The sequence below is a fragment of the Cognataquiflexum aquatile genome, assembly GCF_003316845.1.
In the GTDB taxonomy this organism is placed as follows: domain Bacteria; phylum Bacteroidota; class Bacteroidia; order Cytophagales; family Cyclobacteriaceae; genus Cognataquiflexum; species Cognataquiflexum aquatile.
In genome coordinates, this window is sequence record NZ_QMIK01000004.1 from 757969 (window position 1) to 772938 (window position 14970).

The 14970-nt window shown below is 39.8% G+C and carries 12 protein-coding genes; 8 read left to right on the plus strand and 4 right to left on the minus strand.

Annotated elements, in window-relative coordinates; translation table 11 throughout:
* Positions 1 to 20 precede the first annotated feature (20 nt).
* The gene (locus tag DQW11_RS14755) at positions 21 to 2447 is read right to left on the minus strand and encodes a glycoside hydrolase family 31 protein (protein ID WP_113924817.1); all 2427 of its coding nucleotides are present in this window, start codon (positions 2445 to 2447) and stop codon (positions 21 to 23) included.
* 213 nt (positions 2448 to 2660) lie between these two features.
* Positions 2661 to 3692: a LacI family DNA-binding transcriptional regulator gene (locus tag DQW11_RS14760; protein ID WP_113924818.1), complete on the minus strand. Its 1032-nt coding sequence runs from the start codon at positions 3690 to 3692 to the stop codon at positions 2661 to 2663.
* A gap of 350 nt (positions 3693 to 4042) precedes the next feature.
* Between DQW11_RS14760 and DQW11_RS14765 the strand changes: the two genes are divergently transcribed.
* From DQW11_RS14765 to DQW11_RS14780, 4 genes are all read left to right on the plus strand, one after another.
* Positions 4043 to 5122, plus strand: coding sequence for a SusE domain-containing protein (locus DQW11_RS14765; RefSeq protein ID WP_113924819.1), 1080 nt, complete (start codon positions 4043 to 4045; stop codon positions 5120 to 5122).
* Between the two features lie 91 nt (positions 5123 to 5213).
* Positions 5214 to 7991: a DUF4961 domain-containing protein gene (locus DQW11_RS14770; RefSeq protein ID WP_113924820.1), complete on the plus strand. Its 2778-nt coding sequence runs from the start codon at positions 5214 to 5216 to the stop codon at positions 7989 to 7991.
* 20 nt (positions 7992 to 8011) lie between these two features.
* The gene (fbaA, locus tag DQW11_RS14775; RefSeq protein WP_113924821.1) at positions 8012 to 9073 is read left to right on the plus strand and encodes a class II fructose-bisphosphate aldolase; all 1062 of its coding nucleotides are present in this window, start codon (positions 8012 to 8014) and stop codon (positions 9071 to 9073) included.
* 65 nt (positions 9074 to 9138) lie between these two features.
* Positions 9139 to 10692: an alpha-amylase family glycosyl hydrolase gene (locus DQW11_RS14780; protein WP_113924822.1), complete on the plus strand. Its 1554-nt coding sequence runs from the start codon at positions 9139 to 9141 to the stop codon at positions 10690 to 10692.
* Between the two features lie 97 nt (positions 10693 to 10789).
* On the opposite strand, the gene DQW11_RS14785 is transcribed toward DQW11_RS14780, so the two are convergent.
* Both DQW11_RS14785 and DQW11_RS14790 read right to left on the minus strand, forming a co-directional pair.
* Complete coding sequence (locus tag DQW11_RS14785) at positions 10790 to 11458, minus strand: hypothetical protein (protein WP_113924823.1); 669 nt, start codon at positions 11456 to 11458, stop codon at positions 10790 to 10792.
* 124 nt (positions 11459 to 11582) lie between these two features.
* Positions 11583 to 11894 carry a hypothetical protein gene (locus tag DQW11_RS14790; protein WP_113924824.1) on the minus strand — a complete coding sequence of 104 codons (312 nt, stop codon included), beginning with the start codon at positions 11892 to 11894 and terminating at the stop codon, positions 11583 to 11585.
* Positions 11895 to 12019: 125 nt separating this feature from the next.
* On the opposite strand from DQW11_RS14790, the gene DQW11_RS14795 reads away from it, so the two are divergent.
* From DQW11_RS14795 to DQW11_RS14815, 4 genes are all read left to right on the plus strand, one after another.
* The gene (locus tag DQW11_RS14795; protein WP_198669906.1) at positions 12020 to 12487 is read left to right on the plus strand and encodes a hypothetical protein; all 468 of its coding nucleotides are present in this window, start codon (positions 12020 to 12022) and stop codon (positions 12485 to 12487) included.
* A gap of 321 nt (positions 12488 to 12808) precedes the next feature.
* Positions 12809 to 13810 carry a c-type cytochrome gene (locus DQW11_RS14805; RefSeq protein ID WP_113924827.1) on the plus strand — a complete coding sequence of 334 codons (1002 nt, stop codon included), beginning with the start codon at positions 12809 to 12811 and terminating at the stop codon, positions 13808 to 13810.
* Positions 13811 to 14140: 330 nt separating this feature from the next.
* On the plus strand, positions 14141 to 14473 hold the full coding sequence (locus DQW11_RS14810; protein ID WP_113924828.1) for a hypothetical protein: 333 nt from the start codon (positions 14141 to 14143) through the stop codon (positions 14471 to 14473).
* A 162-nt stretch (positions 14474 to 14635) separates the two neighbouring features.
* The gene (locus tag DQW11_RS14815) at positions 14636 to 14962 is read left to right on the plus strand and encodes a hypothetical protein (RefSeq protein ID WP_113924829.1); all 327 of its coding nucleotides are present in this window, start codon (positions 14636 to 14638) and stop codon (positions 14960 to 14962) included.
* Positions 14963 to 14970: the final 8 nt, after the last annotated feature.

The following is a 14970-nucleotide window of genomic DNA, read 5'->3' on the forward strand; positions in this document are numbered from 1 at the left end:
ATTTATTGAGTGTGAAGCGTCTATTTTATTCCTATTTCAAAGGTTTCAGAAAGGTTTTCAAATGTGACTGTTGAAACATTGGTAATTTCCATATATGGATGACTGCTGTCCGGTAATGGATCGAACTCCGTCAGTCTATCCAAAAATGAAAAACCTGACTTTTCAATTTGCCCTGCTTTTCCGTTGATATTGACAGACTTTACATTCAGCCCATGAAAATACACCTTGATTTTTTTGAACTTGCTTTTGAACTTGCCCTGTGAATTCCCAAAAGACAAAGTTCCGAGATGGGTATCCCAAGTGATTTCGCGTTTGAGGAAATCCCCGTTTTTATAATCAGGACTGATACCATCATCTTCATAAAGTAGGAATGTGGAGGCAACTTTTCCTGCATACACATGAATACTGAGTATCCCATCATGGGCCTGACCTGTATGGGACACATCGGATTGGAATGCCAAAATAGCACCTGCTTTAACAAATACAGGTAGGTAATTCAATGGACAATCCTGATAAATAATCTGATTGCCCTTATATTTTTGATTGTCAAACAAATAATACCAATCCCCTTCAGGAAGATAAACCTTTGTAATCTCCTTGTAACTTTCTACCGGAGCGATCAAAAGGCTATCGCAAAAAAGGTATTCGTTTTCAAATGCACTTTCAAAAATGTACTTGTCATGTGGATACTCCACAGCAAGGCTTTTGGCTATGGGAAGTCCTGTTTGGGTACTTTTGTAGAAACTGCTGTAAATGGTAGGAAGCATCCTGTAACGCAGTTTCATGTAGTTTCTGGAAATCTCTTCCACTTCTTCGCCAAATGCCCAAGGTTCGGCATCATTGCTGTTGATCATGGAATGAGCTCTATATAGAGGCGCGAAGGCTGCAATTGTCATCCACCTGGCAAAAAGGGATTTGGTGGATTCACCGGCAAAACCGCCTACATCATATCCTGAATAGGCAACACCGCTCAAACCAAGACTGTTGACCAACCTGATACCTGCCATCATATGTTCCTCGCTGGCAACATTATCGCCTGTCCAAGCTGCTGCGTAGCGTTGGATTCCCGAAAAACCGGATCTTGTCAATACAAAAGGTCTTTCTTCAGGTCTTTGCAATTCACATCCTTCTTTGGCACTTCGGGCCATTTGGAACCCATAAATATTTCTTGCTTTTCTATGGCTTACATTTTCACCATCGAAATCAAAATTGATCAGATTGGGTGTAAACTGACCCCAAGAAGCAGGTTCATTCATGTCCGTCCAATAGCCATCGACTCCGGCTTCTTCATAAAAAGCCATTTTTTCGGCCCACCATTGCCTTGTTTCAGGTTTGGTAAAATCAGGAAAGGCGCACCAACCCGGCCAAACCTGTCCTTCGTAAACCTCATTATCGGGATATTTTACAAACAAATCCTTTTCCAGACCCTCATCATATGGGAAATATCCTTTTTGGGATTTAATCCCCGGATCCATAATTACGACGACCTTAAACCCTTTTTCTTTTAGGGCTTTGATCATGGATTTTGGATCGGAAAATTTTTCATTGTCAAAAGTAAAGACCTTGTATTTTTCCATATGATGGATATCAAGGTAAATGACATCTGCAGGCATGTCTTTGTCCCTAAATGTCTTGGCTAAAGTCAAAACTTCAGAATCCGGGTAATAGGAATACCGGCATTGCTGAAAACCCAAAGACCATAGAGGAGGCATTTCCATTTTTCCGGTCAATTCTGTGTAAGAACTGATGATTTTTGCGACCGAATCATTATGGAAAAAATAATAATCCATATCCCCGTCATCTGCCGAATAGTAAATAAACCGGTTGTTGGATGCCCCAAAATTGAAAATAGACTTGTGGGTGTTGTCAAAAAATATCCCATAAGACAAACCGCTATGGATGCCGATATAAAAAGGAATGCTCATGTATAAAGGGTCATCACCGATGCCATAAGCGAAATAATCCGTGTTCCAATTGGTGAAGGCCTGACCGGACCGGTCAAGATGCCCGGTTTTTTCGCCTAAGCCAACGAACCTTTCTTTGGGCTGCACTTTTTTATAATTGCTCACTTCGGTACCCAGCCACGATACTGCAAAGGCAGGATCGTCTTGGTTGATCACCTCACCAGATGGGGTCAGAAAAGTCAGGAAAAAGGGATGTAGGTTTACAGAAACGTGTATTTTAGAGGTTTTGAGCCATATTTTTCCGCTTTCTTCCAAGATATCTGTTGGTATTTTTCCGGGACCGGAAATTACACTGTATGGGTTAGGTGAAAATTTGGATTGTCTGCTGACCTGAACCCTGACTGTATCCTCTTTGTATACAGTGATTTCAAAGTTTGAATTGGCGGTATTTCCAAAGATTCCATCTGATTTTTTGTTCCATGAAAGAACGTTTCCTATGGCCTGATTTTGGGAGGAATTTGCTGAGATAATGGCTTGAGGCATTTTTTTAAGTCCTAATTAGTTTTGATTGCCTGAGATTTTGATCCAAATGAAATGAAGTCGGGGGACTAATTTAAGATATTAAGTGAAAGGATAAAATTCTTTGGTATTCCCCACAATCCAAATAAACCATGCAGGAATTCAAAAAAAGCCTTATTTTGAATTTTTTGACATGTTCAAACGATTGCACAAAAAAAAACCGTGAATAGAAAAAAATCAGACTTTTACAGATGATTTCCGGATCAACAATTCAGTATCCAAGACTATGTTTTGGGGGAAAGATTCCATATTGGTTTTTTTGCTGATCATCTCAAGCAGGATTTTGGTTGCGGTTTCCCCGATTTGGAATCCCGGCTGGGCCACAGTGGAAAGGGGGGGATCGATCATGGAAGAGAACTGCCAATTTGAAAATCCCACAACGCCAACATCCTCCGGGATTTTGAGGTTTAGGGCTTTTAGTGCCATCATTGCACCTGCCGCGACGATATCATGGTGTGCAAATATCGCATCGGGCCTGTTTTCCTTATTTTTGAACAACTCGGTGGTGATCAGGATGCTTTCTTTTTCAGTTCCGTAAGGACACTCCACGATCCACTCAGGTTTGACTTTGATTCCCGAATCTCTCAATGCATCGAGATATCCTTCTTTTCTTTGTTTGCTTATTGTTAGGTTGTCAGGTCCTGAAAGATGGACAATTTTCTTGAAGCCTTGGTCAATAAGGTGTTTTACTGCATTATATGCCCCTTGGTAGTCATTGACGGTGACGTTGATGGTGTTTTCAAGATCAGGGATCCTGTCAAAAAAAACAATGGGAAACTCCAGGTCTATCATTTTTTTGAAATGGTCAAAACTCGTGGTTTCCCTCGAAAAACTTACTAAAACCCCATCTATCTGATTGGAGAGCATTGTTTCCACACTGCTTTTTTCTCTGCTGAATTTTTCATTGGTCTGACAAAGAATGACATTGTAGCCATTCGCAAAAGCGACTTCTTCCACGCCGCTGATCACGGTAGAAAAGAAAAAATGCACCACTTCAGGAATGATGACGCCAATGGTAAAAGACTTGCTTTTCCTAAGACTTAAGGCTACTGCATTTGGCCTATAATTCAACTTGTCAGCCAGTTCCTTTACTTTTCTTTTTGTTTCATCACTTATCCCCGGATAATCTTTCAAAGCCCTCGAAACTGTAGAGGTTGAAACATTCAGTTCTCTGGCGATGTCTTTGATGGTGGCTTGGCCTAGCTTCATGAAAATTAGATTTTTCTAAGAATTTAAATATATAAGTTTTTGGCAGATTTAGTGCTTTTAGGCTTAGATAAATTTTTTATTTTTTCTTCTGAAAATTTATCAATCCCAATTTTCACAAAAGTATAAATAATTTGTGCAATCGTTTGCGGTTACGTTTGCACAATCATTTCAAAAAAAAATCAATACCGAATGTTTGTTTTGCCATTTTTCATTGTGTAATATTTGATAACTGAATCATTGAGGGTGTTTTTACATTCAACTGTAATCATGCCCATAATATGATTTAAGGATTATAAAATTGAATTTAATTAATCCAAATTTGAAACAGTAAATACCAAAAACAAATCCTTATGAAAGTATTATCAAAATTAGTCTGGGTTGCATTCATCCTCCCTTTAATCCTGTGGTCTTGCAGCCCTGTAGATGAACCTGCAATTATTCCGCAAACTCCATCTACATTAACTAGTCCGGCAGCAGGTTCAAAAATTGTCCTCACCGAAGCGGATAAAGCAGACACTTTATTTTTCCAGGCATCTGTCCCTGATTTTGGTGTTCCTGGAAATTACTCCTACACTTTGCAAATGGCAAAAGGGGGAACCAACTTTGCAAAAGTAGTGGCATTGGGAAGTTCTACCACTCCAACTGTGAAAGTTGCTATCGGAGAATTAAATAAACTATTAATTACCGAAGGACTTGCTCCGGATGTGGCCGGAAATGTAGACTTCCGTTTTAGGACCACTATTGACAGAACCTTAAGCCCGTTGGTAGGAGATGCAACAACGCTATCAATAACTCCTTACAAAGATGCGGTTGTTCTTAAAAATTTATTCATTGTAGGAAATGCGGCTCCTCCGTCATGGAATAACAATAACAACAACCCTCCATTGTTCCGTGATCCTGTCAATAAAGACCTTTTTGTATATACTGGCTTTTTTGCCGTTGGTGAATTTAAAGTCTTAGAGAAATTGGGTCAATGGCAACCACAATGGGGCAAAAATGGTGATTCGGGTATAGCTGACTCAAGTGGTGGTACAGATCCTGCGGCGTGGGCAATTTCAGTCGCTGGGCATTATGTATTTACAATGAACCTTGCTACAAAAACCTATACTTTGGTTCCTTTTACCGGTCCTGCTGATGTGTACTACCCAACTGTCGGAATTATCGGAAGTTCAACTGCCGGAGGATGGGATAACAGTACTGCCATGACGAATATTAATTTTGACAAGCATCTTTGGTATACTACTGCCACGGTAACAAATGGTGAAATCAAATTCAGAGCGAATAATGCTTGGACAATTAACTGGGGTGCATTGACTCCAATATCCGGAAAAGCAGAATTAGGAAGTTCTAGCAACATTCCAATTGAAGCCGGCAAATATAAAATGTGGTTCAACTCCCTTGATGGAAGATATATATTTATTAAAGAGTAATAGAAATTTCCTCTTTATAAAAAGGCTACTTTAAGGGTAGCCTTTTTATTTGTTTATTATTTCCAGAATCTAATTTGATTAAATTCATACAATGAAAATTAAAATCCTAATCCCGATATTTTTTTTATTGAACCTGAGCTTTGGTTTTTCCCAAGTAACCACACAACCTACTTTTCCCCGTGCCGATCAAAAGATCAAAATCATTTACGATGCCACCAAAGGAACCACAGGACTCAAGGACGTTGATCCTGTCTATATCCATATAGGTGCGGTTGTAGCAGGACCGACTTCTACAACTTGGGCCATTGTGCCCTTTACTTGGGGTACTGCCGATCCCAATGCAAGAATGGTCAAAACCGCTCCCAATATTTGGGAATGGGAATTTACTCCCAACGAATTTTTCAAGCCAACAGCCAGTCAGACGATATATAGACTTGGAATGGTATTTAGAAATGCCACTGGTTCGTTGGAAGGCAAAAACGATACCAATGGGGATTTTTTTGTTGACCTCAGTCAAGGCTTTGAAGTTACCTTTACCAATCCAACTTCCTCCAAATTATTGGAATTGGGAGAATCTCAAGAAATAAGGATTGCGGCCTCAGACAAAGCAGATTTAAGCTTAGAAATAAACGGAACAGCGGTGGCTTCAGCACCTGCTGCTGAGAATCTCACTTACACTTTCCAGGCCACTACCGAGGGAGCATTCAAGGTAGTTGCCAAAGCTACAAAAACAGGGGAAGAGGATACTTCTGAAATTACCCTGACTGTAGTGGGACCGAGCCCACAAGCGCCTCTTCCGGCAGGGGCTAAAAAAGGAATCAATTATATTTCGGATACCGAGGCAATTTTGGTTTTGGAAGCACCGCTTAAGAAAAATGTCTTCTTGATTGGAGATTTCAATAATTGGGAGGTACTTCCACAGTTTCAGATGAACCAAACCCCTGACAAAGAATTGTTTTGGTACAGGTTGACAGGGTTGGTTCCGAAGCAGGAATACATTTTCCAGTATTTGGTGGATGGAGATATTAGGATAGGGGATCCTTACGCTGATAAAGTTTCAGACCCATTTCTCGACGATGAGATCATTGCCCAAAACAGATACCCCGGATTGAAACCTTATCCCAAAGGAAAAACTGAATTCCAGGCCACTTTTCTTCAGACTGCGCAGGACCAATACCAATGGAAATACCTGAACTATGAAAAACCGGCAATGGAAGAATTGGTGGTTTATGAACTTTTGGTTAGGGATTTTGATGACCGAAGGACTTTCAAGGCCGTGGTAGATAGACTTGATTATTTGGCAAGTTTGGGGATAAATGCCATTGAATTGATGCCTATCAAAGAATTTGAAGGAAACCTGTCTTGGGGTTATAATCCCTCTTTCTTTTTTGCCGTAGACAAATTTTATGGTCCAAAGAACCATTTGAAAGAACTGATTGACGAAGCCCACAAAAGAGGAATGGTGGTCATATTGGATATGGTTCTCAACCATGCTTTCGGGCAGAGTCCTTTTGTAAGGCTATACAATGATGGAGATTATGGCGCTCCTACTTTAGACAACCCGTGGCTCAACAGGGTTGCAAAGCATCCTTTCAATGTAGGTTATGACTTTAACCATGAAAGCCCTTATACCAAAGCTTTTGTGGATTCGGTCAATAATTATTGGCTTACAGAATACAAAGTGGATGGCTTCAGGTTTGATCTGAGTAAAGGTTTTACCCAAGTCAATTCAGGGGACAACGTCGGTTTCTTTGGGGAATATGATCCTTCTAGGATCAGTATCTGGAAGAACATTTATGATCAGATCAAGAAAAACCACCCTGATGCCTATGTCATTTTGGAGCATTTTGCAGACAATACTGAAGAGAAAGAATTGTCCAACCACGGACTGATGTTCTGGGGAAATATGAATTTTGACTTTAGGGATATTGCCAAAGGGAATTCAAGAAATTTTGATTGGGGCTACTATCAAACAAGAGGCTGGAATAACAATACATTGGTGGGGTATATGGAAAGTCATGATGAAGAAAGGACCATGTGGGAATCATTGACCTGGGGTCAGACCTCACCATTGAATATCAGGCAACTCAGCAATGCCGTGAATAGAAACCAACTGATGGCTGCATTTTTCTTCTCCATTCCGGGTCCAAAGATGATGTGGCAATTTGAGGAATTTGGCTATGATGTTGAACTGAATAACGACAGATTGGGCATCAAACCAACAAAATGGCAATACCTAGACGATCCGGAAAGACAGCGCCTCCTCAATATGTACAAGGCAATGATGGAGCTGAAAAGTACAAACAATGCCTTTAACAAACCCCAAAATGCAACCTTAGAGCTGACACAGCCTTTGAAAAGTATCAAATTGACAGATGGGGATTTTAGAATGGTGCTTTATGGAAACTTCGGTTTAACAGATATAAACAACGCTACCCTCACTTTCCCTTCTACTGGCACTTGGTATAATTTCTTCACAGGGGAAGAAATCGTCCTTACCGGAATTTCAAGGTCTTTCAGGTTAAGGGCGAATGAGTTCTTAATGTTTACCAACAAAAAGCTTCCTCTGCCTGAAGGAGAGATCTTACAGGATCCGATTCTTTCCATCAATCCGGAGATCGGAAATCCTTCAGAGTTTAAAATTTATCCGGTTCCTGCATCAGACAGGTTGACTGTCGTGATTCCCTCATCTATGAACAAGGTAAATTTCAGGATAATGGATGTGACCGGAAAAGTCCTTCAAGAGGAGGTTAATTTGGCTATGGACAAGAATTTGCAAGTCGATATACAGGATTTTACATCAGGTCTTTATATCTTTGAAATCAGTGATAACCGTCAAATAATGAGAAAGCGGTTTATAAAGAAATAATCAACCTATTTTAAATCAACATGAAATTCAAACCAGGAGTCAAGTACGGAGAAGAACTCAAGGACCTATTGTCTTATGCCAAAGAAAGTGAATTTGCACTGCCCGCTGTTAACGTAATCAATACCAGCACGGTAAATGCAGTCATAGAAACAGCAAAAAAGGTCAATTCTCCTGTAATCATACAGTTTTCAAATGGCGGAGGTCAGTTTTTTGCCGGAAAAGGATTAGGAAATCAAAACCAGATCGGAGCAATACAAGGTTCTATTTCGGGAGCTTTGCATGTGCACAGAATGGCAGAAGCATATGGAGTCCCTGTTGTTTTGCATACAGACCATTGCGCCAAGAAATTACTTCCTTGGATAGACGGTCTATTGGAAGAAGGTAAAGCATATTATGCAGCTTACAAAAAGCCTTTATATAGCTCTCACATGTTGGACCTATCTGAGGAGCCTGTCAAAGAAAACATTGAAATTTCTGTGGAATATTTCAAGAAATTCAAAAAGCTTGAAATGGGAATTGAGATTGAATTGGGTGTGACCGGTGGTGAAGAAGACGGCGTGGACAACTCAGATGTGGATAGTTCCAAACTTTACACCCAACCTGAGGAAGTGGCGTATGCTTATGAACACCTCAAAGAAGTGGATGATTTGTTTACGATTGCAGCAGCATTTGGCAATGTCCACGGTGTATATAAGCCAGGCAATGTGTCCCTGAAGCCAATCATTTTGAAGAATTCTCAGGATTATATCAATAAAAAATACGGAACCACAGGTAAGCCGTTGTTCTTCGTTTTCCATGGAGGTTCAGGTTCAACAGAAGCCGAAATCAGAGAAGCCAACAGCTACGGTTCTGTCAAAATGAATATTGATACCGATCAGCAGTGGGCATTCTGGGAAGGTATCAAGAATTACTACAAATCAAATGAAGGATATCTCCAGTCGCAATTAGGTAATCCTGAAGGGCCGGACAGTCCAAACAAGAAATATTATGATCCTAGAGTCTGGTTGAGAAAAGGTGAAGAAACATTCATGAAAAGATTGGAACTTGCTTTTGAAATGCTCAATGCTATCAACAGAAACTAACTCTATTTATTAAAAACCCTGAAAAAGTCACTATAGGTGACTTTTTCTATTTTAAAGATTACCCTATGAAAATTAATTCAATCCAAGTCTTTCTACTGATTTTGACATTCACAGCTTCATCTTGCTTGGGCAAGAAAGAAAAGAAAATTGAAAACCACTGGCCTAAGGCGGGGATTACTTATGAGATATTTATCCAGTCGTTTTATGATTCAAACGGAGATGGAATAGGGGATATCAATGGTGTAAAAAAGAAATTGGACCATGTCAAGGAATTGGGTGCAAATGCCATTTGGTTTATGCCCATCATGGCCTCTCCGAGTTACCATAAATATGACGTAACAGATTATAAAAGCATCCACCCGGATTATGGGACAATGGAGGATTTTAAGGCGTTTTTGGATGAAGCCCATAAGAATGACATCAAAGTGGTGATTGATATGATCATCAACCACACAAGCAACAGGCATCCGTGGTTTTTGGAATCCCAAAAAGGGAGAGACAATCCCTTTCGCGATTACTATGTTTGGGCGCAAAAGGATACCATTGCCGCTTATATCAACAAGAAAACCATCACTTTGGACAGTGATAACGTCAAGCAATGGCATGACCCGGGTATGGGAGAGGATTACTACTATGGATTTTTTTATGGAGGTATGCCTGACCTAAATTTTGACAATCCAAAAGTAAGGGAAGAAATTTATGAAATCGGAAGGTTTTGGCTGGAAGAAGTAGGAGTGGACGGGTTTAGACTGGATGCTGCCAAGCATATCTTTCCGGATGACAGGCCTGTAGACAACCATGCTTTTTGGAAGGAATTCAGGGATAAAATGACCGCCATCAAGCCGGATGTTTACCTGGTCGGGGAGGTTTATGACAAAAAGGAAATAGTCGCTCCTTATTTGCCTGGTTTGCCTGCTTTGTTCAACTTCGATTTTCATTATACTTTGATTGAATCCTATAAAAAAGAAGATGGAATGTTGCTTGCCAAAAAGCAAAAAGAGGTTTTGGACTTTTATAACGGGATTACAGAAGAATTTATCGATGCGACATTTTCCTCCAATCATGACCAACCGAGGTTGCTCAATTCGTTGGATGAAAATCCCAGGAAGTTGAAGCAGGCCATCAATATCCTGATGACCATGCCGGGAGCACCCTATTTATACTATGGAGAAGAAATCGGTTTGCTGGGCAAAAAGCCCGATGAGAATATCAGAGAGCCTTTTCTTTGGGACATGAAAGCCAATGATAAGGGACGGACATCATGGATGGTGCCGACTTATTCGAAAGATGATGTGGTGACACCACTTGCGATTCAAAAGTCAATGAGCACGAGTTATTTCAACCACTACAAAGAAATCATCCAACTCCGCAACAGCAACAGGGCTTTGGCTTTGGGAAGTCTGGAGTTGTACGAAGGCGAACTTCCTTCTCCTTTGATGGCTTTTTTTAGGATTCATGATGACCAAGAAGTATTCGTTGTACACAATCTAAGTGGTGCTGTTATTCAAATTGATGCTCCAGAAGAATTCCCGACTATCATTTATTCATTTGGAGAAGCCAAAAAAGAAGGAAATAAAATCATTCTTCCCGGGTACAGCAGTATTGTTTTGGAGCTTTGATATTTTAAAGCAATTCGCTCAGAGAATAATTTTTTGAATGAAAAAAGGGCTTGCTCCAAAATATTGGTGCAAGCCCTTTCTGTTCTTAAGAAGAAGATTATTTCTTCTCTTTGGTTTTTGGAACGATAATCCCATCTTTTATCATTTTGTCTACTACTACATAAGCAAACTCTTTAGCAACTTGGTCAATGCTAGAGGGATTGGTAGTCTCGGATTGCGCGGACCAAACCAAGGTCTCTGTAGCTAAATCATAAAGGTTGATTTCAACGTAAAAGTTTTTGTCAGTGGCATAATATCCGGGAGAATAAGTAGTGGGACCATACATCCCATAATACCCGCCAAATCTTCCGTAACCGCCTCCATAATACATGGGGCTGTAAGAAGTAGTACCGGGAACATACCTGGTTTCATTGGTCTGATCGATGATGGCAATGGTCATGATACCATCCCTTCCGCTTTTTTTGATTTCCTGTGCGACTTGGTTTTTGTTTTCATTGGTCAAAATTAATCCAGGTTTTACAAGCTCCAGGTTGCTGATGGCCTGAACACCTTTTTGGACCAATAACTCATCTATGTCATCTTCGATGGTTTTTTTGGTCACAAAATTGTCACCGATCAATGCTGCTACAAAAAGGTTGGAATAACCGGCAGTTTCTGCATCAGGGCTTTTCCAAGACCCCAATATTTTGGTAGAGGGAGAACAACCTGCAAGGAGTCCTGCAAAGACAATTATTAGTGTAAGGGATTTTAATTTTGGGGTTTTCATAACTTAGGTTTTTGGTTTTTTAAAATGACAAAATATTAAATAATAATACGAACTTCCAAATCAAATATAACTTATGGCCCTCGGATTTGGATGAATTTTGACAGTGTTTTGTCAAGTTTATTTTCTATTTTTTTCTGTTTTTGCTGTAAATCTGTTGTTTCTCAGCAGAAGGCTGAGGTTGTTTTTTCCGGTTTTTTCTTTTCAAAACAAAGAGGCGCAGCCATCGGCCACGCCTAATTGTGGTTGCTTCGAATATCTGGTTTTTATTCGTTAAACCACCCAAATATAAATATTCATCAAGTATTCTTGCAATTGACTTCAAAAAAATGCAGTGAATATCAATTTTTGACAAATAAACATCTGTGAAAAGAACTTGGCCCTTGTTTCTCGCATCTTTTTCTTGGGAGGTTTGTGGTAAGTTATTTGCCCGAAGCATTGTTTGAATTTTTGGTGTTGGAGAAATTTCAAATCATCATAGACAATGTTCATTGGTTGACTGATTTTTTTTATATTTCTGAAACAGAAAGTCAAAATGGATAGCGTTCACTTAAATCTTATTCCATGAAATTTCGATTCCTAGTATGCGCTGCCTTGGCTTTATTTATTTGGACAAATAATGAAGCCCAAACCGTAGGAAACTCTGAGAAAGAAACCAAAAACATCATCCAAGTAGCCGCTTATGATGGCATCATTGTGGCAGGATTTGTCGATGGGGGAGGTTATACCAATTTTACGGGTCCAAATATCAACATGACCCGTGGGGATTCAAGGTTTATCTTGAGCGCACTGCCTTCATTACGCTATAAGAAAGACAATTCTACCCCCAAAAATGCTTTTGTTACACCCACTTTGGGTATTGGATTTACCTATAGCTACAAGCTTTTTGCTGTTCAGGTCCCCTTATTTTACAATTCCAAAACAGCTGTGGAAGATGGCAGGTGGCATGTTGGTATCGGCCTTGGTTTGAGATTGAATTACCTCAACCGGTCAAAAGCCAAAAAACAGGATATGGCGATTCAGATCAGGTAATCCAAATGTTTTTTTCAAAACTCAGCAGGAATTATTCTAAGATTCCAGGTTTTTAAAATTATTGGTTTCATTTTTTTGATGTCGATAATCAACCTAGACCAATTCCTCATTCTCGATTATTTGGGGCTATTTTTTGTAGGTTCAATTTTTATCTTACTGACTATTTTTCAAACCCTCTCGGATTTTATAAGCAAGCATGTCGGGTGGAAAGTTTTTAGGCACTTTGGGACAAAATATGATGCATTTCGTCCAAAGGAGTTTTATATCCAACAAATTATCAGTTAAATTCTCGTAGTACAAACCCATAAACCATGACATGATATGATCAAGAAGATTTTGCTCGGTATCCTAATAGGTCTCTTTGTTGTGGCAGGAGCTTTTGTCACTTACATTCTGCTTTCTTGGGACAAAATTTACGATGTGCCTTATCCAGACCTTCAGGTCACAGCCGACTCCACTGTGATTGCAAGGGGAAAATATCTTGTTCACGGGCCTGCCCACTGCTCCAACTGCCATGTATCGAGTTTTGCAGACATGGTTTCAGCGGATCAAGGTAAAGTGACACCACTCAAAGGCGGCGCTCCGTTTCCATTGGGACCACTTGGAACTATGTATATCCCAAATTTGACTCCGGATTCCAATACAGGCACCGGGAGGTATACTGATGGGCAACTTTTTAGGATGATGCGTCATGTGGTGAAACCCGATGGAACTGCTGCTCTTTCGGTATTGATGCCTTTTTGGAATATGGCAGATGAGGACTTGGTGGCTGTGGTGTCCTACCTTCGGAGTATGGAACCGGTAGAAAATCAGGTCAAAAAGTCTGAATGGTCATTTATGGGAAAAGCAATCAGGGTATTTGCTTCCTCATTTCATCCGGTTGAAAATCCTACTCCTCCTTCCTATGCGCCCCCTATGGCTGCCACCGTGGAAAGGGGAGAATACCTTGCCAGGTATGTGGCCAATTGCGTGGGTTGTCATACCCGAAGGGACCCCATGACATTCGAGGCATTGAGTCCTGAATATTCCGGAGGTTTTGAATTCGAACCTTTTCCTGAATTTCATAAATACATCGGGGAAGATCCCGAATTGTGGGCCAGGAGTCCCAATATCACTCCCCACCCAAACAGTGCACTTTCCAAATTCAAAACAGTGGAAGAATGGAAGGCAAGATTTAGACAGGGAAGGATCATCAAGATTTCTCCCATGCATTGGGGTCCCTTTTCAAGGATGACTGACCAGGACCTTGAGGCACTTTATATTTATCTTAACAGTCTGGAACCGGTAGAAAACGACGTTACAGAGACGGTTTTTAAGAAATAGGCGGTCTTTTCACAGGCAGGGAGAGATTGTGGTGAGATAAGGTAATTTAGAACAGGGTATTCAAAAAGTTGATCTGATGAGATACATAAAAACAAAAATATGGGCGTTTTTTGGAATCGAATATGTGATATGTACCGAACCAGTTTAATAATTAATCTTAAAATATAGCTTTGCATTTTAAGTAAAAAGGCATCGAAGACAGCTTTTTTATCGAATGTTTTAGGCTTTTTATACATTATTTAAGGCCTTGATGATTAAGCTATTGCAATTTCTTTTGAAATTGTGTAAAATGATTTTTAAAATTCAATTCAAACCCAATCTTTCTTAAATATGCCAAACAGACCAATTCACATTGAAGGAATTGAAGCAAACGGAGACTTAAAATTATCTGACCATGGCCAGACCAATGTTGACAGGGGTGACACAGTCACCTGGATAATCCAACCTCAATCCGGAGTTCAAGAAATTAATAAAATTGAAAAAAGTGGCGGAGTGGAAGTTTTCAGTAAAATTCCTGCACCATTTGGAAATTCTGGAAATTGGAGGGGAACAATCAGTTCAACTATTTCCGGAGGTTCGGAGGAGAAGTATGACATCCATTATACACGAGATGGGGGAACTCAAATTGAGATTTTTGATCCAAAAATAATGGTGAACCCTTGATAGAACTTTGATTACTATAAAAAATGGGCACTGTATCTTAAACCTTTTATAAAGGATGTTCATAAAATTCTAAATCATTATTCCCTGATCGTAAGTAAAAACCCAAATCTATTCACAGACACTCATGTTAAGTTTTATCTTCAACCATAAATTTTTGACACTATGAAAATTCATTATATCACCATTGAAGGAATTGAGTCTAAAGGAAAATTAAAACTGTCCGACAAGGGAAATACCAAAGTAAAGCCGGGGGATTTGGTTATTTGGGATATCGATCCCGACCAAGGAATAGTCAAGGTCAATAACATCCAAAAAGACGAAACCTCCACCAACGTTTTCAGTATGGGGCCATTAAAAATCAAGAATTCTACAGCGTGGTTAGGTGTCATCAATCCAAATATAAGCGAAGCTGAGGAAGATTATACCATAGAATATACCGCAAAAGACAAGGATTATAGCTTCGATCCTAAAATCCAGGTTAACCCTTGAATTGGCTT

Bases quoted from the DNA above. Each gene is read 5' to 3' on its own strand.
- DQW11_RS14795 (WP_198669906.1), top strand. From the start codon at position 12,020: ATGAAATTTCGATTCCTAGTATGCGCTGCCTTGGCTTTATTTATTTGG.
- DQW11_RS14770 (WP_113924820.1), top strand. From the start codon at position 5,214: ATGAAAATTAAAATCCTAATCCCGATATTTTTTTTATTGAACCTGAGC.
- DQW11_RS14780 (WP_113924822.1), top strand. From the start codon at position 9,139: ATGAAAATTAATTCAATCCAAGTCTTTCTACTGATTTTGACATTCACA.
- DQW11_RS14785 (WP_113924823.1), bottom strand. From the start codon at position 11,458: ATGAAAACCCCAAAATTAAAATCCCTTACACTAATAATTGTCTTTGCA.
- DQW11_RS14790 (WP_113924824.1), bottom strand. From the start codon at position 11,894: ATGCTTCGGGCAAATAACTTACCACAAACCTCCCAAGAAAAAGATGCG.
- fbaA (WP_113924821.1), top strand. From the start codon at position 8,012: ATGAAATTCAAACCAGGAGTCAAGTACGGAGAAGAACTCAAGGACCTA.
- DQW11_RS14810 (WP_113924828.1), top strand. From the start codon at position 14,141: ATGCCAAACAGACCAATTCACATTGAAGGAATTGAAGCAAACGGAGAC.
- DQW11_RS14765 (WP_113924819.1), top strand. From the start codon at position 4,043: ATGAAAGTATTATCAAAATTAGTCTGGGTTGCATTCATCCTCCCTTTA.
- DQW11_RS14760 (WP_113924818.1), bottom strand. From the start codon at position 3,692: ATGAAGCTAGGCCAAGCCACCATCAAAGACATCGCCAGAGAACTGAAT.
- DQW11_RS14815 (WP_113924829.1), top strand. From the start codon at position 14,636: ATGAAAATTCATTATATCACCATTGAAGGAATTGAGTCTAAAGGAAAA.
- DQW11_RS14805 (WP_113924827.1), top strand. From the start codon at position 12,809: ATGATCAAGAAGATTTTGCTCGGTATCCTAATAGGTCTCTTTGTTGTG.
- DQW11_RS14755 (WP_113924817.1), bottom strand. From the start codon at position 2,447: ATGCCTCAAGCCATTATCTCAGCAAATTCCTCCCAAAATCAGGCCATA.